General features: G+C 51.7%; 21 protein-coding genes. 2 read left to right on the plus strand and 19 right to left on the minus strand.

Going from position 1 to position 24,213, the window contains the following annotated elements; translation table 11 throughout:
* Positions 1-450 precede the first annotated feature (450 nt).
* Positions 451-603, plus strand: a complete 153-nt coding sequence (locus tag HHO50_RS02835) for a hypothetical protein (protein WP_181304501.1) — start codon at positions 451-453, stop codon at positions 601-603.
* A 1,092-nt stretch (positions 604-1,695) separates the two neighbouring features.
* On the opposite strand, the gene HHO50_RS02840 is transcribed toward HHO50_RS02835, so the two are convergent.
* The 15 genes from HHO50_RS02840 to HHO50_RS02910 all read right to left on the minus strand — a co-directional run bounded on the left by HHO50_RS02840 (position 1,696) and on the right by HHO50_RS02910 (position 17,613).
* Positions 1,696-3,042: an NAD(P)/FAD-dependent oxidoreductase gene (locus tag HHO50_RS02840; protein ID WP_181304502.1), complete on the minus strand. Its 1,347-nt coding sequence runs from the start codon at positions 3,040-3,042 to the stop codon at positions 1,696-1,698.
* A gap of 230 nt (positions 3,043-3,272) precedes the next feature.
* Entirely contained in the window at positions 3,273-4,145 is an 873-nt protein-coding gene (locus HHO50_RS02845; RefSeq protein ID WP_255478570.1) for an esterase family protein, read from the minus strand.
* Positions 4,146-4,531: 386 nt separating this feature from the next.
* A complete protein-coding gene (locus tag HHO50_RS02850; RefSeq protein ID WP_181304503.1) occupies positions 4,532-4,810 on the minus strand; it encodes a SelT/SelW/SelH family protein in 279 nt (92 codons plus the stop codon).
* A 717-nt stretch (positions 4,811-5,527) separates the two neighbouring features.
* Positions 5,528-5,965: a hypothetical protein gene (locus tag HHO50_RS02855; RefSeq protein WP_181304504.1), complete on the minus strand. Its 438-nt coding sequence runs from the start codon at positions 5,963-5,965 to the stop codon at positions 5,528-5,530.
* 178 nt (positions 5,966-6,143) lie between these two features.
* Complete coding sequence (locus HHO50_RS02860) at positions 6,144-6,389, minus strand: hypothetical protein (protein ID WP_181304505.1); 246 nt, start codon at positions 6,387-6,389, stop codon at positions 6,144-6,146.
* A gap of 204 nt (positions 6,390-6,593) precedes the next feature.
* Positions 6,594-8,396 carry a DNA mismatch repair protein MutS gene (locus HHO50_RS02865; RefSeq protein ID WP_181304506.1) on the minus strand — a complete coding sequence of 601 codons (1,803 nt, stop codon included), beginning with the start codon at positions 8,394-8,396 and terminating at the stop codon, positions 6,594-6,596.
* 226 nt (positions 8,397-8,622) lie between these two features.
* Positions 8,623-9,048, minus strand: a complete 426-nt coding sequence (locus HHO50_RS02870) for a RidA family protein (RefSeq protein WP_181304507.1) — start codon at positions 9,046-9,048, stop codon at positions 8,623-8,625.
* Positions 9,049-9,162: 114 nt separating this feature from the next.
* On the minus strand, positions 9,163-10,476 hold the full coding sequence (locus HHO50_RS02875; RefSeq protein ID WP_181304508.1) for a hypothetical protein: 1,314 nt from the start codon (positions 10,474-10,476) through the stop codon (positions 9,163-9,165).
* Positions 10,457-11,041, minus strand: a complete 585-nt coding sequence (locus tag HHO50_RS02880) for a hypothetical protein (protein WP_181304509.1) — start codon at positions 11,039-11,041, stop codon at positions 10,457-10,459. Before HHO50_RS02880 ends, HHO50_RS02875 begins: the two co-directional genes overlap by 20 nt.
* Positions 11,042-11,090: 49 nt before the next feature.
* The gene (locus tag HHO50_RS02885; RefSeq protein ID WP_181304510.1) at positions 11,091-11,645 is read right to left on the minus strand and encodes an RNA polymerase sigma factor; all 555 of its coding nucleotides are present in this window, start codon (positions 11,643-11,645) and stop codon (positions 11,091-11,093) included.
* Between the two features lie 461 nt (positions 11,646-12,106).
* Entirely contained in the window at positions 12,107-12,604 is a 498-nt protein-coding gene (locus HHO50_RS02890) for a DUF4442 domain-containing protein (RefSeq protein WP_181304511.1), read from the minus strand.
* Positions 12,605-12,871: 267 nt separating this feature from the next.
* Positions 12,872-13,789, minus strand: a complete 918-nt coding sequence (locus tag HHO50_RS02895; RefSeq protein ID WP_181304512.1) for an SMP-30/gluconolactonase/LRE family protein — start codon at positions 13,787-13,789, stop codon at positions 12,872-12,874.
* Positions 13,790-13,810: 21 nt separating this feature from the next.
* On the minus strand, positions 13,811-15,355 hold the full coding sequence (locus tag HHO50_RS02900) for an aldehyde dehydrogenase family protein (protein ID WP_181304513.1): 1,545 nt from the start codon (positions 15,353-15,355) through the stop codon (positions 13,811-13,813).
* Positions 15,356-15,494: 139 nt separating this feature from the next.
* Positions 15,495-16,994, minus strand: a complete 1,500-nt coding sequence (locus HHO50_RS02905; RefSeq protein ID WP_181304514.1) for a Do family serine endopeptidase — start codon at positions 16,992-16,994, stop codon at positions 15,495-15,497.
* A gap of 184 nt (positions 16,995-17,178) precedes the next feature.
* Entirely contained in the window at positions 17,179-17,613 is a 435-nt protein-coding gene (locus HHO50_RS02910; RefSeq protein ID WP_181304515.1) for an Hsp20/alpha crystallin family protein, read from the minus strand.
* Between the two features lie 838 nt (positions 17,614-18,451).
* On the opposite strand from HHO50_RS02910, the gene HHO50_RS02915 reads away from it, so the two are divergent.
* On the plus strand, positions 18,452-19,657 hold the full coding sequence (locus HHO50_RS02915) for a porin (protein ID WP_181304516.1): 1,206 nt from the start codon (positions 18,452-18,454) through the stop codon (positions 19,655-19,657).
* 291 nt (positions 19,658-19,948) lie between these two features.
* On the opposite strand, the gene HHO50_RS02920 is transcribed toward HHO50_RS02915, so the two are convergent.
* The 4 genes from HHO50_RS02920 to deoC form a co-directional block, all read right to left on the minus strand.
* On the minus strand, positions 19,949-21,157 hold the full coding sequence (locus HHO50_RS02920; RefSeq protein WP_181304517.1) for a M20 family metallopeptidase: 1,209 nt from the start codon (positions 21,155-21,157) through the stop codon (positions 19,949-19,951).
* 298 nt (positions 21,158-21,455) lie between these two features.
* The gene (locus HHO50_RS02925) at positions 21,456-21,731 is read right to left on the minus strand and encodes a hypothetical protein (RefSeq protein WP_181304518.1); all 276 of its coding nucleotides are present in this window, start codon (positions 21,729-21,731) and stop codon (positions 21,456-21,458) included.
* Positions 21,732-22,982: 1,251 nt separating this feature from the next.
* Entirely contained in the window at positions 22,983-23,543 is a 561-nt protein-coding gene (locus tag HHO50_RS02930) for a sporulation protein (RefSeq protein ID WP_181304519.1), read from the minus strand.
* An 11-nt stretch (positions 23,544-23,554) separates the two neighbouring features.
* Positions 23,555-24,190: a deoxyribose-phosphate aldolase gene (deoC, locus tag HHO50_RS02935; RefSeq protein WP_255478571.1), complete on the minus strand. Its 636-nt coding sequence runs from the start codon at positions 24,188-24,190 to the stop codon at positions 23,555-23,557.
* Positions 24,191-24,213: the final 23 nt, after the last annotated feature.

Raw genomic sequence — 24,213 nt, forward strand, 5'->3', positions numbered from 1 at the left:
TTGTAAGCAATCTGCAGGTGAGGCAGGACTAAATTGACAACCTCGGTGAGGTTTTAAACAGCATTATTTTAATTACGAAATTACTTACTTTTAGGTATTATCCATAAATTTATAGAAATCTGTAAACATTATTTTGTAGTAAAGGATTTTTGCACTATATTCGATGAACAAAACAATACCTTTTAAGGGTGTTTTTGTTTGCAAAATGTTCTAATCAGCTGAAGGTATAGCACTTAAGTCTTACTGTATAGTGCGAATGGATGAAAGGGTTTATATTTTTTATGATATTATTTCTATTAGAGCGAACGTTTAGTTCTTTCTTCCTGTTCAGGAGGGGAATAGAAGAAAAGTAGATTGGTTAAGTCTAGTCAAGAGTTACAAGTTGTTATTGAGGTTGAGTCCTATTTTATCTACAAGCCATATAATTTTTAAAACAGAAACCCTTAAGTTATGAAAGCAAAAGCTACCTTCTTGAGTTACATCTCCGCAGAAAAGAGATTAAGAAAAGAGCAGTTAAAATCAAACAGTGCTAAGAACAGCAATGCACATGGAGAGCAATCTTCTCAACTTGAGAAAAGAGCGTTAATGTCTACGGCTAACTAGTCAATCTTAGTTCAGCAGTAGAAAAAGTGCCTAAATAGAAAATCAATAATATTACAAAAAGAATCTCTATAGCTACAATTTATACTATCTAAGTTAGAGTCGTGCTTTCCATTTGTAGGTTCAAAAGCTATGCTTGAAAGGTACTCTTATATTTATTTAAATTAAAAATCGAATCAAAGAGAAGCCCCGCTGATTGTATCGGCGGGGCTTTCATTTTATGAGGTGTGTTCAACAAGCGTAAATACAGAAGACTATTCTCTTTTTCACTGAAGTCTTGATTTTTGACTTGTTTTCAAAAAAGGAAGCCAATACCGCAATTGAATGATAGGTGCGCCTTAGCAGGAAATTAGTGGAAAGCCAGAACCCACCCCTTCCCCTCCGAGGAGGGGAATACGCCTTTGCAGGGGATAAGAGGCATTGCAACCAATAACCGCGCCATAGAAAAAGGGTCTTACTTACTTTCCCCAGTTCCAGTCTTCCCCGAGCGCGCCTCGCTTTTGGCCCTGCACAGACGTCAGCTAAGAGAAGAGAATTTCCCAGGCCGAAAGGGCAGTGCGGGAGGGGAAGGCGGGGCCCCGCGGCCGTGAGCGCTTACCGCCAGAGATGAAACAATACTGCACCTGCACCCACACTAAAAGCAGCCAAGCCAAGGGAACAGCAAAAGGCGTGCACCCACCAATCTCCCTAAGGAAGCAAGTTCCAGGTAGAGGCCAAAGCGCACAAAGAAACCAAGAAGGGGATCAATCTTAAAGAATAGGAAGAAGTCTACAGGTAAAATCTACGCCCTAATTCGTCTTGTACATTCACTTGATATTCTTAAAAGGAAGCTCACCTACCAGCAAACCAACTCAGCAGTTCCTGAGAATTCCCTGCTGAAACTGTTTCTTCTGAGGAATAGCAGGCGTAGAACCTGTTTAGAGTTTCCATTCACCGGCAGTTAATACAATTCCTCTGGGCAAGCATCCGTTTATACTTTTGTTTTTAGGCTATTTTTACAGAAACAGGCCTGAAACTCTAAACAGCCTCTTAGAAAACAAAAGAGGCCTGCTTGGTAGCAGGCCTCCAAAAGGCAACAGGGCTTTTTTAGAAGAGTCAATCCAAATCGGCTTGTTGTCTCACAAACTCCTGTCCGGCAATATCATCTTTCCGGAGGAAAGGCCGAATGATTAAGCGTGTTCCGTTCTCATAGGTAAAGAACCTATACACCCAGTTGGCCAGCACAATCAACTTATTCCTGAACCCGATGAGGTAGTAAACGTGCACAAAGAGCCAAGCCATCCAGGCGATGAAGCCTTTCAGGTGCATGTTCTTGGGCAGATCAGCTACCGCCCTGTTTCTACCTATAATGGCCAGTGACCCTTTGTCAAGATACTCAAAGGGCACCAGCGGCTCGTTCCGGAGAATGCGCTGTAGGTTCTTGGCCAGGTGTTTCCCTTGCTGAATAGCGGGCTGGGCCACGCCCGGGTGCCCCCTTGGGTATTTTTCGGTCTTCATGAACGCAATATCCCCAAGGGCAAAAACATCTGAGAAGCCATTCACCTGGTTAAAGGTGTTCACCAGATAGCGCCCTCTGTCACTCACCTCGGGCGGCAGCCCCGCAATCTGAGCGCCAGCAACGCCCGCCGCCCAGATTAAGGTTTGGGTTCTGATCTGCTCCCCTCCTTTGAAAGTCACCACCTGGCCATCATAAGACTCCACCAACGTGTTTAACTTGATGTTGATGCCCATTTCCTCCAGGTAGCGCTTGGTGGTGGCACTTGACTCAGGAGACATAGGGGGCAAGACGCGGTCTAGCCCTTCTACCAGGTAGATGTTCATCAGGCTGAAGTCCATGCCCGGGTAATCGCCTGGCAGCACGTGCTTCCGCATTTCGGCCAGGGCACCGGCCAGTTCCACCCCGGTTGGGCCACCGCCCACAATCACAATGTTGAGCAGGCTTTGCCGCACGAGCGGGTCTTTGATCATGTTGGCCTGCTCAAACGACTGCAAAAGCTGGCTGCGGAGGTTAAGCGCGTCGGGCACCTGCTTGAGCGGGAACGCATACTGTTTGATCTGCTCATTCCCGAAGTAATTGGACTTGGTTCCGGTGGCAATGACCACAAAATCATACGCCAGATCGCCTACCAGCGTAGAGACGGTCTTAGTGGCCGGATTGACGCCCGTCACTTTCACCTGCCGGAAGTGGAAGTCTTCGTACTCTTCGTCAAACATTTTGCGGAGCGGCTCAGCAATGGCATCCGGCTCCAGACCAGCGGTGGCTACCTGGTATAGAAGAGGCCAGAAACCGTGGTAATTCTGCCGGTCAAACAACACCACCTGAAACTCTTTTCCGGGTAATTTCTTAGCCAGGTTCACTCCCCCAAAACCACCGCCAATGATTACCACCCGCGGTTTTCTGGTGTCTGGTATATTTAAAGAAAGCTCTTTTAAATGAAGCATATTCAGTTAGCTAGAGGTTTACTTAGAGCCTTGTCTGCGCTTGGGACTCTGTATTATCAATAGACTTATACTGACTTTCCAGTATATAAGATATTCTATTTATTGAGAAGTTTAACTTAAAGGCCTTTTCCGTAAATTCCCTAAAGCAAAAAGGCGTTTTGGGGCTGTTTTAGGTAAAACAGCCCCAAAACGCCCTGGGTACAAAACTGAGGGGTACGTTGCGCCTAGCCTTATCTGTGGAAGCTATCACCCACAAACTTCAAGACTTCTGGCAGAGCGGTACGCCAGTAAGACCAGGTATGTCCGCCGTCCCTAACCCTGAATTCATGCGGAATCCGGCGGTCTATCATGGCGGCGTGCAAGGCCATGTTGCCTTTGATCAGGAAATCGTCGTCACCGCAGTCAAGGTAGTACTTCACTTTCTTGAGTGAGTCTGCGGGAGTGGTCTCCACCATCTTTAGAATGGAGTTCTGGTACCAGTGCGTGCTCAGGCGTTCTTGTCCCTTGGGGTACGGCCCGTAGATACCCGCAAAGGTTCTGTTGTAATTGTCTTCCGGCATGTTCCTGAATTCTTCATCGGTGAAGACGGCAGAGCTCAGGGGAGCGGCGGCCGAAAACAACCCGGGGTGTTTCATGGCCATGATGAGCGTGCCGTAGCCGCCCATGGAAAGCCCGGCCACGGCCCTGGATTCTCTGCTGCTGCGCGTGCGGTACTCTTTGTCAATGTAGGGGATGAATTCTCTCACGAAGAAGTCCTCAAACTTCACTTTGCCGTCTGCGCTGTTCACGTACCAGGTCACGCCTGCGTCTGGCATCACAATGAGCATAGGCGGAATCTGCCCGGCCTGCATCAGCCGGTCAGCAATGAGATGGGCCTCCCCAAACTGCGTCCAGCCGGTTTCATCATCGGTGTAGCCGTGCAGCAGATACAGCACCGGGTAGCGGCGGTTAGATTTCTCGTAGTCTGAGGGCAGGTACACAGAGTACTTCACGTCCTGCCCAAGAATTTTGCTTTTGGTTTTCAGGCTTTCTCTTAACGTACCTTGCTGAGCCATGGCCTGCCATGAAAGAAGCAGGAAAAGCGAGAGGAAAAGTTTGCGCATGGGGCGTTTCATCTTGTAAGTGACCTTTCTGGCAGGAGTAGCCGGAGTTTGCATGCGCCAAGTATAGTATCTTTCTGCCGATTCTCCTCTATTTTCATGTAAAAACAAGCAATAGGCCCCAAAAACCACCTGAACTGCGAAAAGACCTTTACCAACTGAAAAAGATGGCTTGTCTCTGGCAAGAACTTACCGCCGCTGGCAACTCTGCCCCAACTCTTCCCAGGGGTAACTCTTCTCTAATAAATTCCAGCAACTACGCGGCCATGGACAGTACGGTTCTAAGGTTATTGGATAGGCCTTCAAAGTAATGATTTCCCTCGCTCGCGTCCCGCGAGCGAGTGCCCTTATTCTGTTTTAGTTTATCATTGCTTCTTCAGAACTATCAATTACTTTTTGTCTGAATGGCCGAGGCTTTTCCCGGGGTTTACCCGGTCTCGGACGAGTTGCTTGAGCTCTTTTATCTCTGGGAAACGGCCCATCTGCTTGCGGTCAAATATCACCTGTTCGTTGACCCTGATGATATAGCTGCCGCTGGTTTGGCTGGGCTCCAGAAGCACGCCTTTTACGTCATCTGGGAAGGTGGTGAGCAGTTCCTGGGCCATGTAGGCAGCCCGAAGCATCCAGCCGCATTTAGGACAGTATTCTACGCAGATGATTGGTTTCATAGCCAGAGGCAAGCAGGGGTTAAAGTTGAGATAGAATCACAGCGTGAGAGAAAGTCTCCCATCGGGCGCAAACAAAACCGGCACAACCAAGAGAAACGGAAAACCACGGAAGATGCAGAAAAGATGCTATCCCGGCTACTGTACGGCTGGAGCAGCGAGTCAGATGACATTGATGGGTGATTTCTGACAAGATTTGTTAGCTAATGTTACGCCCTCCGGCTGGAGGTTCCCGGCGAGTCTGGAGACTCGCCTCATCCCGTGGCACGAGACTTTAGTTTCGCGCCAGTGTTTTCTAAAGCCTGTTTTCGCGATGCCGCCCGCTCCCAAGACCTCGTAGTGTGCGCAGCTCCTGCGAGCGTCTGCGCCAATGCCGTTTCCGGCCTGTTTTCCGCAAAACAAGCCTAAAACACTGGGCCGAAGGAGGATGCCTGCCTCCGCAGAAGAAACCAACCATAGAAAGCAATGCGTGCCGGAGACAAGGTGCCTGGTCTCTCCCGAAATCTAATAACAGCGCCCCTGCCGTTTTGGGCCTATTTTCCGCAAAACAGCCCCAAAACGCATCAGCGGGGTTCCCTCTCTCCAGTAAAGAGGGGGCTAGAGGGTGAGGCCTCTCTCCGGCGCAAAGTCAGTTATTACATTATCGGCCCAACCCATAAAAACCGATAGCATGCCCCTGACCCTTCTTTCGCTGATGGCTAAGGAAAGCCAGAGAATTTACTACTGGTTATTGTTGCGGTGCTCTACCTGCGCCACCGCTGCTTCCAGCCATTTCACGGCCTCATGTTCGGTAAGGAATGCTTTCCTTTGCACGTCTGAGCAATCTGAGGAGATGGCGGAGAGGGTTGCTCCTTCCTGAAGCCGCTGCATTTGCCGGGGAGCCAGCAACCAGGCCACCAACACGTGCGCAGAGACTTGTTCCAGAACCTTAGGATAGAACTCATTGCTGAGCCAGTCGCTCTCGTGCTGGGTCAGTTCGCCTTTAGAACGACAGTCAATAAGCCAGGACGCGGCGGCGTTTTCCTTGGCCGTGGAGAGAATAGCCAGGCAGTTTATCTTGAACTCGGTAAAAGTAACAGGCTGCTGCCAACGAATAATAACCGTTTGCATGTCCGCCCGATAGGAGATCTTAATATGTTTGCTAAATCCTATCTTCATGGCGCAAGGGGGACTTACACGCTATTTTGTGGCGCTTGGTGTTAAACTAATTCATCCGTTACTCAATTGTCGTCTGTCTTGAATTGAATATAAGAGAAGCATTTGGCAATTGCAAGCCTTCTATAACATTCTGCCTGAATTCTGCAAAAATCAAGTAGAAATACGAGGAATATTCCTACTACTCGTGTCGCATACGGGCTTCGTGCAGGTTTTTGCGCATAGAGAGAAATAGTTCTATGCTGTTTTGCAAAAATTGCGCGTCTAGCCAGCTTTTCACTTCCGCATCGCCACCGGTCACGTCCATTTCGTTCACTTTATAGGTTTGCTCAAATGGGCCTAACTCTAACTTAAGCAGGTACTTCCCATTCCAGGCCAGTAAGGTGATTTTGATCTCGGGGTGAGGGATATCGGCAACAACGCGCATGGGCTAAAAGAAAAAGAATTCTACATTCAAGACTAAAGTACCGTACGCAAAGGTAACCGTCAGGACTTCTCCATTGTTACCCATAGTTTAAGAATTCTTACTTCTTTCACAGATTTAGGCAGAAGAGTTACGTAGGCGATGGTACTTTTCAGAAGATACGGGAAAGACCTGTTGTAGGGCTCATTTTCCCAGAATTACACAAAACTACAGCTCAATGCCCATCTGCCGCATGAGCTGGCTAGCGTTGAAGCTCTGGCAGATGCCGGGCCGCAGGGTGTAGTCAAAGCGCAGCTTTCCGTCCTCAAAATAGCTGTTGAAGCTGAAGTTCTGCACTGAGCCCGGCAATTCCTGCTCCATGTTGCCCAGTTCCAGGTCATGGGTAGACACAAAGCCTGCCGCCTGCCGCTGGTGCAACTGCCTGATCAAGGCCATAGCGCCCTGGTGGCGGTCATGCGAGTTGGTGCCTTTCAGGATCTCGTCCAGGAAGAAGTACACCGGCTGGCCGGTCTGCGTTAGATCCAGCAGGATCTTGAGGCGTTTCAGTTCTGCGTAGAATGAGGAGGTATTCTCGGCCAGGTTGTCTTCGGTGCGCATGCTGGTGTACACCTGTCCCGGGAAAACAGTGGCCCGCTTGGCGCACATGACGGTGCCAGTGAACGCCAGCACCATGTTCACGCCAACGGCCCGCAGAAACGTACTCTTGCCCGACATGTTGGAACCCGTGATGAGCACCGTGTGCCCGGCCCCCTGAAAAGAAATGCTGTTGGCGGTACGGGTGGAACTAAAGATAAGCGGGTGGCTCAGTGCTTCGGCGTCAAACTCAAACGGCTTGGCGCTGATCTGCGGCACGGCGTAGCTTGGGTTGGCGTACTGGAAGGCGGCCAGGCTAGACAGCGCCTCAAACTCGGCGGCGGCGTTGAGCACCTGCCCAATGTTGCCCGACATGGTTTTCTTCCAACGCTCCAGGCGCCACATCCAGATGAAATCCCACATGAGCACGTGGTTCAGGATGAAGTTGAGGTACGTATTGAGCCGCGCCGAAAGGAACTGGATAATGGAAGCCAGTTTACGCACGTGTTCAGAGGCCAGCCGCTCATCAATCTTGAGCTGCTGCTGCAGGGTCTGGGCTTTTTTGCTTTGGAATGTTCGGCCTTCAATGTGCACCAGCAAATCTGTGTAGCTGCGCAAAGTCTCGTACATGCCGGTGCTTTCCTCATAATACTCATCGCGCTGGCGCTGAAATTTGTAAGCGATCAGGAACTGCGCCACTACCAGCCCGATGAAAGGATAATGCGAATTGCCCTGGGCCCAGGAAACACCGGCGGCAATGGTGAGCAAAGGCAACAGGAACGTCAAAGCCACCAGCCAGCTTTTGCCGGTAAAGAAGTTGGGGCTTTTGAGCCAGAGCAAAAACGGCTGCGGCAAGGCCTGGGTTTTGCGGTGGTGGTGCATGGCGCGGGCCTCCAGGTTCTGCCGCCACTCCAGGTCGGGCAGAAGCTCGGCCACGGTTTCTTGGCGGGCTATGATCTCTTCGGCCAGGGCGGGTGCTTTCAGCCATTCGGCCAGGCGCTGTTGCCCCAGTCGCGTCACGCCCCGGTTTAGGAGCTGAAAAAGGGAATTCGGCCCGAAAACGTCCAGGTCTGCGGTGTAGTAATGGTGGGGCTCCTGAAACTCTTCGCCGTTGGGGAACTCTTTCAATTCTCCGCGCAGGCGCTCCCCCTCTTTCCTATTAATCAGGCCCAGGTAGAGCTGGTGCTTGCGGGCGTATTCAATCTTGTTGTGCCAGTAGATGAGTGCCGCGAAAATAAAGTAACCGCCTATTAGCAAACCTAAGCCTGCGCCGTTGTGGCCGTAGTAGAACAGCACCACGCAGCCCAGCACCGAGGCCACAAAAAAAGACAGTCGTAACCAGCCAACCCAGCGGTACTTGGTGGCCTGCCGCTCCTCGGCGGCGAAAAAGCGCTGTTCCCGTTCGGCGAACAACGCTTCTGGAGAAGTTTGTATCATTAAAAAGCGGACGTCAAAAGTATAGGTTTCTGGAGGGAATCGGCTTGCCGGCTGAAAAAACCGCTGCCCTCCCCTTCCAAAAACAGGTTCTGCCCCAGGGCACCTGCAATTACCAACTCTAAAAACAAAACTCCTAATTCCTTCTGGCCCTGTCTGGCTGGTTTGTGTTCAAAAGCGTTTCTGTTTAAGGCCTGCTTTTAGAAAAACAGCCCAAATACCACCTGGCTCAGATGGTGGCGATGCATTTTAACTCAATAGCGATGGGCGTGGGCAGGGCGTTTACCTCTACCGTGGTGCGGCAGGGTTGGCAGTCTTGGAAGTACTGGGCGTAAAGGCGGTTATAGGCCTGGAAATCGGCTTGCATGTTGGTGAGGAAAACGGTCACATCTACCAGGTTCTGCCAACTGGAACCTGCCTCTTCCAAGATGGTGCGTACGTTTCTGAAGACCGAGTGGCACTGGGCTTCTATGTCATACGAGACTATTTCCCCGGCTTCGTTTAGCGTCACGCCCGGTATCTGCTTTGCGCCTTTTTCCCGGGGCCCCACCCCCGAGAGGAACAACAGGTTTCCTACGCGGCGGGTGTGCGGGTACAAGCCCACGGGGTCGGGGGCCTGGGAGGCGTGTACTACTTCTGGCGGTGTCTTGTCCATGCTATGCGGTGTTTTACCTCTGTTTTGCTAAAAATAAGGTAAAAACCCTTGTATAAAAAAGGAGCGGGCCTACCAAGACCCGCTCCTTTTCAATATCTAACACAGGTACGCCTTTTACCTGAACGCGATGCTGCCGTATCTGCTGGTCACGTTGACCGTGGCTTTGGGCGATGCTTTCCCGTATTTTCCTTTGTAGGTGCTGGAGGTGTTCCTTACTTCTTTAAAGCTGAAATTGGCGAGATCCTGGTCTAGTTTGAAATTGCCGTATTGGGTGTCTACCTCAAAGTTGAAGGCCGAATTATCGGCGAAGCTCACCGCCATGCCGGTATAGCCGCCCGTGAGCTCCAGCTTCCGGAAGTTGGAGGACACATTGTTGATCTCAAACCCAGAGCAGTATTTCATGGTGAGGCTCGCCGATTCGCGCAGGCTTCCTATTTTAATGCCGGAGTAACTTCCGGTGCCGGAGATCTGTCCGGCGCTGCCGATGTGGAACTTGGAGTCATACCTGCTGGCTATGGTCAGCAGCCCTACTTTATCAATGACAATGTTGCTGTAGCCGGTTACGGTATTGATGTCATCGGCGGCCGCCAGGTGCAGGTTAGAGTACTTGAACAGGAGGTCTCCGGCTTTCACGTAGCTTAACCGGCACTCGCCACCGCTGTAGCTAACGGCCACCCGGTTACTCGCATTGTTCAGGCTTCCGGTGGTAAGTACCCCGTATTTCACCTCCAAATCGGTGGGGCCGTCAAAGTCTGGTATCTGGACTGTGCCGTATTTATTGCTCACCCGCAGCGGATTTCCCTTGGGCATTCTCACCAGGTAATTGATCTCAAACGCTTTCTCGCTGCTGCTTCTGATCTGCATGGGCTCACGCTCGGTCACGAAGGAGAGCAGGTTGTTGGCCCGGTCTTCGTTGATTCTGATGTTGATTTTATCCAGGATCTCCTGGGCTTTGGCCTCTGAGATGGCACGGGTTATCACGGTTACCTCTACGGCTATCTCGTTTTTACTCCAGGTCTGCACTTCTACCCGGCCAAACTGGTTTTCAACGCTGAGTTTATCTGAACGGTCTACTTTAAAGGAGCGGTTGATTTTCTTCACCTTGGTATGGGCTAGGGGAACGCCCTGCACATCTGTCACGCCAGGGTCTGGCTGTAGGTTCAAAGCCATATTCAGAGCCAAGTCTACCTGGGCCAGGGAAGGCAGATCCAGGTTTTCCAGGCGGGCCAAAGCGGCCAGAGAGGCCATTCCTTCCAGAGATTCAAGGTTTTGCAAAGAAGACAGAGACTGGGCTATCTGTCCTTCCATCTGGGTTCTTATCTCTTCCTTCAACGCTTCTTTACAGGCCGGGACAGGTTGCCCGTGCGTGGCTGACCACATGAACGTGAAGCAAAGAAAAGCGAGGAATTTAGATATTGGTTGTCTCATGGCGCGCAGGGATTTTAACGTGGCTTCTATTTTCCAGTACTTCTAACTGCTGGTTTAACAGCGCGATCCTCATTTTAAGGTTATCGCTCATGGCCTGCAGAAGCACTTCTTTGTTGGGGGTGGTGTAGAGTTCTTTTTTGAGGGCGTTGTAGGCCGAGTCCAGTTCCGCGAACTGCACGTTTCCGGCACCCAGGGCTTTTAGTTCAGACTCTTTCTGCTCAATCACCTGCACATACCTGGTTTCAATCTGGCGTACCTCGGGGGCTATTTTCTCCAGCGGCACGGGCTTAGCGGCGGCCAGCGTGCCCGCGGGCGGTGAGGCCATATAGTAGCGGGCCGAAAACGCAACCATCACCAGCAGGGCAATGGCGGCGGCGTATTTCCAGGCGCGGTGCCAGGTAAGGGAAATCACGTTGGCCTCTTTTTGGGTCTCCAGGGGGGAAATCACGTTTTTCTCCTCGGTCTGAAGCTCTGCGGCAATGTCCTGCCACAGATCCGGTCGGGGGGCGAAAGAGTCAAACTCGTCTCGGTGGGCCTGTACAAAATCTTTTAATCTATCTTTCATGGCGTTGGCTCTTTGTACTCGTTTTTGGGTTGTTTTTACTATTTCAGCGTTAAAACGACTGTTCCTGCAGGAGGCCCAGCAATTTCTTGCGGGCCCGGCTGTACTGTGATTTGGACGTCGCTTCACTGATACTTAAAATGTCGGCAATCTCAGCATGGTCATAGCCTTCCAGCAGGTACAGGGTGAGCACTACCCGGTAACCGTCTGGCAAAGCCTGAATGGCTTTTTTGATGCTTTCCACTTTGTACTCCATGTCTTCCTGGTCAAGCTCAGGCGTTTCCTCTGGCACATCCAGATGATCTTCCATGGGCACCACCTGTAGCCGCCGGCTGCGCACCTTGGTGATGGACTTGTTGATGACAATGCGCTTTAGCCAACTGCCAAAGGTGGAATCTCCCTTGAAGGTATGCAGCTCTCTGAACGCGCTCAGGAACGATTCCTGCAAGACATCCTCGGCCTCTGTATAGTCATTGGTAATGCGCATGCTCACGTTGAACATGGACTTACTGTAAAGTTTGTACAGCTCATACTGCGCCTTCCGGTCGCCCTCCTTGCAGCGGGCCACCACGTGCGCGTTCACGTCGGTGTATTCCAGCGTTTCCAAATTGTTACCCTTTAGTGCTCATCATGATGGTAATCTAGTAACAGCAACCCGGAACACACCAACCCTTTTCGCAGAGTCTCCTGACTCCCTCTTGTTCCAAACTTCTACTCTAAAGACTAGCGAAAAAGCCTATGGTTGCACGGCGTTCCCAAAATTTTTCAACTGTACTTCCCCCCCGCCCTTCCGCAGGAGCCTCCCTCTCCTGTAGAGAGGAGCGCCTTGCTGATGCGTTTTGGGGCTGTTTTGCGCAAAACAGGCTTAAAACGCGAAAACCTGTGAGGTCTCCAAGACCTCACAGGTTTTAGACCAACTGGCGCGAGACTCCAGTCTCGTGACGAAGGATGAAGCGAGTCTCCAGACTCGCCGGGAACCACCGGCAGGATTATAAATAGCCTGTGCCCTAGATGCTATGGCGCAAGAACCAAGATGTTGGTATCATTTACTTCCGCCAGCCGCCAGAGCTAAGCTTTCTTAACTCGGGCTTTGTATGACCAGGTAATCCGGAAACGGGCTACTTCCTCTCCTTTCTCGTCGCGGCCAACGCTCAGGGTTTGAAGCGTACTGCCCTGCCCCGTGCGTTGGGCCACCCGGACGGCAGCGGCAATCGCCTCGCCGTCAGAACAGGTGAAGGTGATGGTTCCTACGGCTTTCTTGCTGAACTCGGCCTCCAGGCCCACCACCAGCATAGACACTGAGGGCTGCGCCTGGTGCAGGTACATCATGCTCAGCACCCCCGAGGCCATTTCTGCCGCCATGGCCAGACAGGCAAAGTAAATAGACCGGAACGGGTTTTTGGTGAGGTACCTGTATTTGATGATCACCTGCGCCTCCTGGTCTGACAGTTCTTTGATCCTGATGCCCGCCAAATACGCCATGGGCAGGCTTTTGAGCAGAAATAATTTCAGCTTCAGCGGGTTGGTGATTACCTGCCTGAAAGCAGCGGTGGAAGCAGTTGTCATACGCCCAAATTGATACTCAGAAAAGATAGCCATTCTACCCGAGGTATGGAAACCCTGAAGCGCATTCCTTTGTTGTTTTAAGGCTGTTTCTCAGAAAACAGGCTTAAAACAGCAAGGGCCAAACCGTTTGAAACGGTCTGGCCCTTGCTGTAAAACTGACTAAGGTTTGGCTGTCTTGTGGTCTATATGGCGCAAGCATCCGGCTGTGCCGATGTTTTGAGGCTATTTTTGCAAAAACAGGCCAAAAACAGCCATTGGCTTTGGATGCTACACGCCTTTCACCTTCATCTTTACCCCATAAACCGCCCCCATAGCCGTAATAAAAAGCGTAGAGCGGTCTTTCCCGCCGAACACCACATTGGCGGTATGCTTCTCTTTGATGGGGATGTGCGCAATTTGCCTGCCTTCCTTGTCGAACACGGTTACCCCTTTTCCGGTGAGGTAGACATTTCCCTGGTTATCTATCGTCATTCCGTCAGAGCCCATGGAAACGAACAGCTTTTTGTTTGAGAGCGAGCCGTCTGCCTTGATGGTGTACACAAAGGTTTTGCCCGCTTCGGCATCTGCCACGTACAGCTTCTTCCCGTCTGGCGTACCCACAATTCCGTTCGGTTTCACCAGGCTTTCGTCTACCCGGTAAAAACGCGACCTATCAGGGCTCAGGTAATACACGTGCTCCCCGTCTTGCTGCTTTTCAGGGTTTCTAGTCCAGTAATTTCTCTTGTACAAGGGGTCAGTAAGGTAGATGGCACCCGTGGGGGCAATCCAGAGATCGTTGGGCCCGTTGAGCAGCTTGCCTTCATAGCCGGAGACAAGTACCGTGTGGCGCCCGCCCTGGTCAAAGGCCCAAAGCTGGTTGTCCATGTCTGCCGCGGCAATGAGGTTGCCCTTCCGGTCAAAATACAGCCCATTGGAACGCCCGGCCTGCTCTGTGAACAGCCTGATCTCACCCGTACTGGCCAACCATCTGAAGATCTTGTTATTAGGCTGGTCTGTGAAGTACACGTTCCCTTCCCGGTCAACTGCGGGGCCTTCTGTAAAGGCGTAGCCATCACCCAACTTCTCCACCTTGGCGCCCTTGGCTACAATAGAGTTCTTGTCAGTGATTTGTGCCGAAAGCAGGGCGGGCAATAGCAGGACAAGGGCCGTACCCGCAGCCACTAGAAATACATTTGGTTTGGTCATTTCAGATGCCGAAAAGCCGTCTTAAAAGTCGAACTTAATTCCCTGCGCCAACGGCAACTCACGCCCGAAGTTGATGGTGTTGGTTTGCCGGCGCATGTAGAACCGCCACGCGTCTGAACCAGACTCACGTCCGCCGCCGGTGTCTTTCTCCCCCCCGAACGCCCCCCCAATCTCGGCCCCGGAGGTGCCGATGTTTACGTTGGCAATGCCGCAGTCAGAACCCCAGTGGCTCAGGAACGCTTCGGTCTCTAGCAGGTTGGAAGAGAAGATAGACGAGGAAAGTCCCTGCCGCACCCCGTTCTGGATGTCAATGGCCTTGTTCACGTCACCGCTGTACTTGATCAGGTACAGAATAGGCGCGAAGGTCTCTTCCTGCACGGTGTGGTAGTGGTGCTGGGCTTCCACAATGGCCGGCGTTACGTAGGTGCCGGTGGCGTACTCTTCGCCTTCCAGCACGGTACCGCCCGTCAGGAGTTGGCCGCCTTCCTGCTGTACCCTTTCCAGGGCGTTCAGAAAAGCGGTGGTGGCGTCTTTGTCAATGAGCGGCCCCACCAGAATTCCGTCTTTCAACGGATCACCGATGGGCAGCTTAGGATACACCTTCAGCAGGCGCTCTCGCACCTCGTCATAGATGCTGTCATGGATGATTAGACGGCGGGTGGAGGTACAGCGTTGTCCGCAGGTGCCTACCGCGCCAAACACCACCGCCCTGATGGCCATTTCCAGGTCTGCGTGGGGCGTGAGGATGATGGCGTTGTTTCCGCCCAGTTCCAGCAAAGACTTGCCTAAACGGGCTCCTACCGCCTCGCCTACTTTCTTGCCCATGCGCGTAGAACCGGTTGCGGATACTAACGGAATGCGCTCATCATGCGCCATTTTGCTGCCAATCACGGCGTCGCCGATGATGATGTTGAAGACGCCCTCGGGCACCTGGTTCTGCTCCAGTACTTCCCTTATAATCTGCTGGCAGGCCACCGCCGTCAAAGGGGTTTTCTCTGAGGGTTTCCAGACCACCACATCGCCGCAGATGGCGGCCAGCATGGCGTTCCAGCTCCAGACGGCCACCGGAAAGTTGAAGGCCGAGATCACGCCCACCACGCCCAGCGGGTGGTATTGCTCATACATGCGGTGTGTGGGGCGTTCTGAGTGCATGGTGTAGCCGTGCAATTGCCTGGACAAACCTACCGCGAAATCGCAGATGTCAATCATCTCCTGCACTTCGCCCATGCCTTCCTGCAAGATCTTGCCCATCTCATAGCTCACCAACTTGCCCAGCGCTTCTTTGTTCTCGCGCAGTTTCTGCCCAATCTGGCGCACAATCTCTCCCCGCTTGGGCGAGGGCCAGGTACGCCACTCCAGAAAGGCCTGCTGCGCCACCGTTACCACCTGCTCATAATCTGCCTCAGAAGCCATGTTCACCGTGGCAATTGGCTTGCCATTGGTGGGGGAATGGATGGTGCGGGTTTCTGGGTTGTTTTCTCCGCCCCAGGTTAATCCGGTACTGTAAGCGGGGTTGGCATCCTTGATTCCTAGCTGGGAAAGTATGTCTGTGATGTTGGTCTGCATATCTGTTGTGGTTAAGCAATAAAGATTGAAGACCCTAGTATAGGCCTTTCTGCCAACATAAAAAACAAAAAAGCTCCTGCCAAAGGGCAGGAGCTTTTAAAAGCCGTTTAAGGCCTATATTTCTCAGAAGTGATCTAAACTAGCGGCCCAAGGCATAGTACGCCCTGCGGCCATCTGGGTAAACCCCTTCAATCAAGATTCCGCCGCGGCGAGTACTTTTCAATATTTTGTCTACGTCCTGCGGGGTATTGGTAGGGGTTCTGTCAATACTGGTGATGATAAAGCCATCTTTCATACCGGTCTCGGCAAAGGCACTTTTCTCTACCCCACTGACTTTCACGCCACCGGTAATGTCCAGTTTGTTCAGTTCCTGCTTGGTGGCCGCCTCAAACTTAGCGCCATCAATGGTCATGGACTTAGTGGCGTTAGGATCGCGTTTCACAATCTCGGTGCTACCGCTGGCGTTGCGCAGCGTTACATTGGTGGTTTTGGTGCTTCCCCCTCTCATGTAAGACACTTTGATCTTATCGCCTGGCCGGTAACGGGTTACCTGCTCTTGTAACTGCGCTCCGGTGCTCACTTTCACGCCGTTGATCTCAGTAATCACGTCACCTTCCTGAATACCGGCGGTTTTGGCGGCGCTGCTTTCAGAGAAACCGGCCACGTACACCCCGTTCAGGGTTTTCAGGCTTTTCTCTTTGGCTAGTTCGGCATCCACTTCCTGCATCTGCACGCCTAGCAACGCACGTTGTACTTCTCCATATTTCAGAAGGTCGTCCACTACTTTGCTCACGATGGAAGAAGGCACGGCAAAAGAGTAACCGGCAAAAGAACCAGTCTGCGAGGCAATGGCGGTGTTGATGCCAATCAAATCGCCGTTCAGGTTTACCAAAGCTCCCCCGCTGTTACCTGGGTTCACGGCGGCGTCTGTCTGGATGAAAGACTCTACGCTCATGTTACCGGCACCTTGCAGAATACCTACGTTACGGCCTTTCGCACTCACAATACCAGCGGTTACGGTAGAGTTCAGGTTGAAGGGGTTACCTACGGCCAATACCCACTCGCCCACTCTTACATTGTCAGAGTTCCCGTACCGCAGGGCAGGCAAATTGTCAGAGTTGATTTTCAGCAACGCGATGTCTGTGTTTGGGTCAGTACCTACCAACGTGGCATCAAACGTACGCTTGTCATCCAGGATCACCTGAATTTTATCGGCGCGGTCAATCACGTGGTTATTGGTGACAATGTATCCGTTGGAGGCAATGATTACCCCAGAACCAGAGCCCATGGCCGGGCCTTGTGGCTGGCGCTGATACCCCTCAAAGTCATCTCCGAAGAAATCACGGAAGAAAGGGTGCATCTCACTGGCACTGGGCCCACGCCGGGCCTGCACTTTGTACTCAGTGGTTACGTGTACTACGGCCGGGGTCACCAGCTCCGCCGAAGTCACGAAGTTCAAGCCTTCGGGTACCACTACATCAGAAGAGCGCATGGCACTGGTATACCGCACATTCGTATTCGGCAATTGTTGCCCGCTGGCAGGCAAATCATCGTCCAGCAGTTTATAACTTCCAACGGCTACGCCCCCACCTACCATAGCGGAGAGCATTAGCCCCAACATAAGCTGTTTCGTTTTCATAATCTTATTAGTCAGCTATATAGGTTAATAAATAGTTTAGGTATCTCTTTTTTAGAGAGAGCTTAAGTTCTGTTTCTTTTGTACGTGGGAAACGCTAAAATAGCAAAACTAGTATTATTACTAAACAAAGACTAAGCCAAAAAGGCGCCCGGGAGCGCCTTTTTAACAGATTCTTAACTTTTAATTATTTTACTGAAATCTGGTGCTTCACTACCTTCTCCTCTACTTTAGGCACGGAGATGTGTAGCACGCCATTCTCAAACTGGGCCTCAATGGCAGCGGCATCTACGTGCTCTGGCAGTTGGAAAGCGCGTCTGAATTTGCCGTACAGGTTCTCTACGCGGTGGTATTTCTGCCCTTCATTTCCTTTGTTGAACGTACGCTCTCCGCTTACCGTAAGCACACCTTCTTCAAACTCAACGGTAATGTTCTCTTTCTTCAGACCTGGCAGCGCCAGTTCCACTTCATAGCTTTTCTCGGTTTCCCAAAGGTCTACGGCCGGGGTAAAGCCTTGCACACGGCGGTTGTTCACCGAGTCTTGGAAAAAGCTGTCTAATAGGTTGCTGAACGTCTGTGGTGCTCTACCTTGCAATACCGGATGTTGTTTTACAGTTGTCATGGTCTTTATAGCTTTTAGGTTAGTTTCTCATTTGGATACTTACCTATTAGTAAATTTTGTACCAATTGGGAAAATCGCTTAAAATAAGACATAACGTCATAAAACATAGATATTAGCATAAACAAACAAGCCATTGTGTCTCTTTTTATATTTATTGCAGTACTTATATCCTTATTGGTTCGTTTCTGTGCTTTGGTCTCTGTGCTTTAACTGGCTTCTATTGAGAGATTGGCGGGTGCACGGAATACGCTGTTCCCTTGGCTTGTCTGTTTGTTGCGTGGGTGCAAATACTTTGCTGTTTCATCTTTGGCGGTATGCGCTCACGGCCGCGGGGCCCCGTCTTCCCCTCTCGCACTGCCCTTTCGGCCTGAGAAGGCTGTTTCTCTTAGTAGATGCCTGTCCAGGGCCAAAAGCGAGGCGCGCTCGGGGAAGACTGGAACTGGGGAAAGTAGCGAAAGCGGTGATGATTGTACCTGTAGAGACCAGCCACGGCCTTGTCTCTACCACGCATTCCTTTCTCCTGTATAGGTTTATTCCCCTCCTCAGAGGGGTGTCTGGCTTTTCTCACCCTCCTTCTAAGGCGCACCAAACATGCAATAATGGTGTCAGCAGAGAGCTGTAGAAAATCTAGTAACAGAAGAAATTCCCAATTCTTTCCAGTTTTTCGGGCTTATTTGCTATTTAGGTTATCTTAGAAAGGAATTCTGAGAACATTGCTGCGGTACCCTATCTGGGTGTGTAACATTCAGGGAGGGGTTGCGTCAATACCTGTGCAGGAGAACCATACCCTACACCGGAAGTAAGCAGCCTCTGACGCACAGAGACTTAAACACTATCTATGAAAAAAGAAATTTACTATTGGCTTACAGGTATCTTATTGGCCGTCCATTTCCCGGCAGTTTCCCAGAACCATCAGGTAAACTACGCAGATGTGGTAGTAGACCAAATGGAAGGCATCCGGTTTCTGGCCCGCGACTCTTCGGTGGGCATCAACCTCCGCTTCAGAATCCAGAACCGGGCAGATTTTACCACAAAAGCAGGCAATGATCTGTCGCTTGCCTCCAAAGGTGGGTATATCAAGCGCTTACGTTTGCGGTCTTCCGGCTTTCTGTACAGCAAGAAACTGACCTATTCCTTTCAGTTGGGTTTCTCGCCCGGCGATATGGACGTGGAGAATTCTGAGCACCCCCAACTCATCAGAGACGCCGTGGTGTTCTACCAGTTCACCCCCCGGCTCAAGATTGGCTTTGGCCAGACCAAGTTGCCGGGCAACCGGCAGCGGGTCATCTCCTCGGGAGAGCAGCAGTTTGTAGACCGGTCTATTGTGAACGCCACCTTCACCATTGACCGCGACTTTGGCCTTTTTGCTTTTTACCAGAACCAACTGGGTTCTATGCCCATACATGTGCAGGCCGCCCTCTCTAACGGCGATGGCCGAAACGCTTCGCCCCGCGAGGGCTCCGGGGTAGCTTATACGGCTCGGGTAGAGGCGCTCCCGCTGGGTGAGTTTGCCATGGACGGAGACTACTTTGAGGGAGATTGGGCGCGTGAAAAAACGCCTAAGCTCTCAGTGGGCGTTAGCTTCTCTGAGAACGACAACGCCTACCGCACCGGCGGGCAGATTGGCCAGAACATCCTTGGCTTCACTGACATCCAATCTTCCATGGCCGATCTTATTTTCAAATACAATGGCTGGGCCACCTATCATGAGTGGATTCAGCGGAAGGCAAACAATCTGGTGTTTCCGGCCGAGGGTGATGATTTCCAGTATGTCTATGCGGGGCAAGGCTACAACGGGCAGCTAAGCTACCAATTCCCGAACCACTTTGAACTGGCCGGCCGCTATTCCGTCATTACCCCAGAACAGGAAATTCAACGTCTTACCCGCCAGACCAAGCAATACACGTTGGCCGCCAACTACTACATTCGCTGGCACCGCATTAAGCTACAGTCAGACCTCACTTACCAAACCCAGGAAGACCTGTCAGCCAACGCCACCCAGGACAACTGGATCCTGCGCCTTCAGTTGGAATTGGGTATCTAAACCAAATTACCAGCCCGGTATACTGCTAAGCATCTCTGGCACTAAACCTGTTTAGAGTTATTGACTACCGTCTCCTGCTGGTGATCCTAAACCTGTGAGATCTCCAAGACCTCACAGGTTTTTGCGTTTTGGGGCCGTTTTTCGCAAAAAAGCTCCAAAACGCCTCACAGGAGTTTCCTTCTCTGTGGGCTTACCTTGCAGGGGAAAAGCAAATAAACAGGTTCTAAGTAGTCTTTAGGTTTTCGGGCTAATTTTAGGAAAACAGGCCATAAACCTAAGTGTGTCGCCAGATCATGCGTTCTTCTCTCCCAGTGCCTGTAGCTCACTGATCGCTAGCCATGCCATGAGGCCGCTTCCTACTTCCAGGGCTGCTTCATCAATGTTAAAGGTGGGGGTGTGTACGCCGGAAGTAATGCCTTGGGCCTCGTTGCGGGTGCCCAGCCGGTAGAAACAGGCATCGGTTTGCTGGGAGTAATAGGCGAAGTCCTCGGCGGCCATCCACATGTCCAGTTCTACTACATTTTCTGCTCCTAAATAGGCTTGCGCGGCGGCACTGGCGCGGGCCACCAGTTCAGGGTCATTCTTGAGGAACGGGTAGCCGTCCATGATGTTGATCTCGCAGGAACCGCCCATGCTTTCGCACAGCCCTTCGGCCAGTTTCTTGATTTTCTGTTTGGCTTCGGCACGCCACGCTTCGTCCATGGTGCGGAAGGTTCCTTCTATTTTCACTTCGCCCGGAATCACGTTGGTGGCTCCGTTGGCAATTACTTTCCCAAACGACAACACCGAAGGAATCTTGGGATTGGCCCGGCGGCTGACAATCTGTTGCAGGGCTACTAACAGGTGCGCCGAAATCAAGACCGGGTCTACCAACTGCTCGGGCAGGCCACCGTGGCCGCCTTTGCCTTTCACGGTGATGTAGATTTCATCGGCCGAGGCCATGTACATACCAGACCGGAAGCCTACTTTTCCGGCGGGCAGAAACGGGAACACGTGCTGCCCCATAATGCTTTGGGGGGCCGGGTTCTCCAGCACGCCTTCTTTGATCATGAGCGAGGCCCCACCAGGAAACTTCTCTTCGCCGGGCTGGAAAATGAGCTTCACCGTGCCTTCAAACTCAAGCCGCACTTCCTGCAAGATGCGGGCGGTGGTCAGCAACGAGGATGTATGCACGTCATGGCCGCAGGCGTGCATCACCCCTTCGTTCTTAGATTTATAGGCTACCTCGTTTGTTTCCAGGATGGGCAACGCATCTAAATCGGCGCGGAGGGCGGTGGTGGCTTTCCCTGGATTCTGGCCTTTGATTAACGCGACAACCCCGGTCTCTGTGACGCGCTCCGGCTCCAGGCCATACTCCTGCAGTTTCCTGAACACATAGGCTGAGGTTTCAAATTCCTGGAAAGAAAGCTCTGGGTGTTGGTGCAGGTGCTGCCGGGTTAATACCGTGTCTGACGCATATTTTTGGGCGAGTTCCTGAACGCGGGTAGCTAAATCTTGCATGGGCAAAGAAGTAAGGGGGTAAGAATGCAAAGGTAACGCTATAAAACGGAAATGCTGTTTCTGGCCTATTTTCAGGAAAACAGGTCAAAAACAGCCTTTGTTCAATTCCCTGGGCATGGCAGAAAAGCAACCCAGGATTGCCCATGGAATATACCCGTACGGAATTGGCGTACTTGTAACAGAAGGTAAGTGCCGGAAATTGGGGGAGGTGGTGCTCGTTCGGCCCTGGAGGGATGGGCTCTTGATTTTGGGAATTCCTTGGGGACTGCCCCAAGAAAGGCGGTTAGGGCGGTTGTGCTTAAGCTGATTTTCTATCCAGAGCAGAAAAGGCTGTATCCATTCTTCTGGCCCGGGCAATGCCTGGAAGCGTGATGTAGACCAAGGGAGGGATGTTCAAGGTGCTCATCACCACGAATCCTTCCCGGGCAAGCTCTTCGCAGAGCGCTACCGTATATTCCACTGACAGATTGGTGTCCTGCGCCAATTCAGAGGAGGAAGCAGGATGGTCTTCGGGCTCTACATGCCTTTTTACTCTGGCAAATAGATGTGATAATAATAAATCCTGTTTATCCATAACCCTCCGCTTTAGATTGTAACATAGAAGCTGTTTCGCAAGGTAAAAGTTGGCGTTATCCCCAACAAGCCAGATGCAGGCGCCTTTCCGCTTGCTGGTGAAAACACCCGGCAAAGGCGAGCCTTCTCTGGTTTGTCCTTTTCTAAACAGGTTCATACCTTGAAAATACGCAGCGCTCTTTTCTAAATCTATTCCCTATGAGCTAAATGGGTAGTTACCACATCATTTTCAGTAGATAACCTCCCCCCCCCCCCCGCGGAAAATACTAGAGGTAAAATACGTTTATTTTCAGGACTGCTGCTCCTGGCAGATACGGAATTCCGGCCTCAGGAAAGGCGAGCACACCGGTTTGGCTTGAATTTGCGGCTGGCTGCCAAGGCAAATACCCTTTGTTCCGGTTCCTGATTAGATAATACCCTATTGGGTTCCTTTCTGCGCTTTGGCCTCTGCCTGGAACTGGCTTCTTTGGAGGGATTGGCTGGTGCACGGAATATGCTGTTGCCTTGGCTTGTCCGCTTCTTTAGCGAGATTGGGAAGGGCACGCAGTTTGCTGTTGCCTTGGCTGGGCTGCTTTTCGCGTGGGTGCAAGTGCTGCATTGTTTCATCTCTGGCGGTAAGCGCTCACGGCCGCGGGGCCCCGTCTTCCCCTCTCGCACTGCCCTTTCGGCCCGGGAAGTCTGTCTCGCTTAGCCTCGGCCTATCTATGGCCAAAAGCGAGGCGCGCTCGGGAAAGACTGGAACTGGGAAAGTAGCAGAAGCGGTGATGATAGAACCCGTAGAGACCAGGCATGCCTTGTCTCTACTATGCACTCCTTTCTCCTGCAAAGGCTAATTCCCCTCCTCAGAGTTCATTGTGTAAGGAAAGATGAGCGGCTATTTAGTTTCTGAAACTTCCAGAGAATCAAACCGCTGTACCGCTCTTCCGGAGTTCCACTCCGGAAGCAACCTGCCGGGGAGTTCCACTCCCCTTCTTTTGCCCGTGGTTTCCGGCGGAGTGGAACTCCGCAGCAGACAGGTTCGGGAGTAGAACTTCCAAACAGCGACAGCAGCAAAAGTTTCCTTACAAGATGAGCCTCGGAGGGATATGGGGGAGGTTCTAACGCTCACCATCTCCTTCAAAGGTGCACCAATCAATTGAATAATGGTGTAAGGAAAAGGAAGCAAACAGGCCCTAAAAAAATCTGCCGTTTCTGGGCTGCTTTAGGTAAAACAGGCCAGAAACGGCAGATGAGTACGAGCAGACGCTACGGCTTACTTGGGAATATTGATGGTTTCCTGCACCAACAACGCATTGGGCAACAAATCCTGAATCTTGTTTAAGGCCGTTTGAGCCTCTACCCTGGTAAAGAAGTCGCCAATCTTGAGTTGGTAGGTGGGTTGTTTGTAGGTGAGGTAATCTTTCTCCTCTGGTAACCGCGCCACAATGCTGTTCCGAAGATCCATGGCCGTTTTGCGCTCAATGCCGGTGTACGCCAGAATACGGTAGCCTGCGGCATATTTGATGTTCTTGTTCACCTGCGCCACGCTGTCCAGGAGCAGGCTTACCTGCGGGCCTACATGGTTGGTGGGAACGGCCGGAGCTACTGGTTCGGCCCCACCTTTGGGGGCTGCCGGAAACGTAGGCCGGTATTTTTTGGTGTCTACCAGGGCAGCCGTACCTTCCCCTTTTTTCTCTCCACCTCTTTTGTCAGCGGAGCGACTATGGGAAGCAGCGGAACTGTCTCCGGCGTTGGAGGAACTGGAGGTACTGCCGGTGGCGGCACAGCTCATCATTGCGCCCAGGCAGAGGAAGGCAAAAAATCTGGATGTCATGTTTCTCCAAGTCATAGCAATGAAACGCCGGAGGATGTTCCAATCCGGTCTGCTCCTGCGTTTACCAACGCAAGGGCGGCTTCCTTTGTTTTAATACCGCCAGAGGCTTTGATTTTGATGTGCTTCGGCAAGTTGGCCCGCATTAGCAGGACGTCTTCAGTCTGAGCCCCCGAAGCGGCATACCCCGTAGAGGTTTTCACGTAATCCGCTTCGGCCTCCACGCATAATTTGCAGACCTGCACAATTTCCTCCGGAGAAAGCAACGCGGTTTCTATGATCACCTTCAGAATAGAATTCTTGAAGTGGCACAGCGTACTCAGTTCCTGCAGCTCAGACATGACCTCGTCCAACTTCCCAGATTTAAACGCCGCAATGTTCATGACCACGTCAATCTCATTGGCACCCTCAGACAAGGCCTGGTGCGCCTCAAAAAACTTTACCTTGGCCAGTTGATACCCGAAGGGGAAGCCCACCACGGTGGCTACCTGTACGCCGGTATCCTGCAAAGCCGCCACTGCCTGCCGCACAAAGCAAGGTGGCACGCACACCGCCGCGAACCGATATTGGATCGCTTCCTGGCAGAGTTGTGCCACCATGGCTTTGGTGGTTTCAGGCTTGAGCACCGTATGGTCTATATACGGTGCCAAGCTCTGTTCCGGAGAAATAAGGG

It is taken from the genome of Rufibacter sp. XAAS-G3-1 (assembly GCF_013623775.1).
GTDB lineage: Bacteria > Bacteroidota > Bacteroidia > Cytophagales > Hymenobacteraceae > Nibribacter.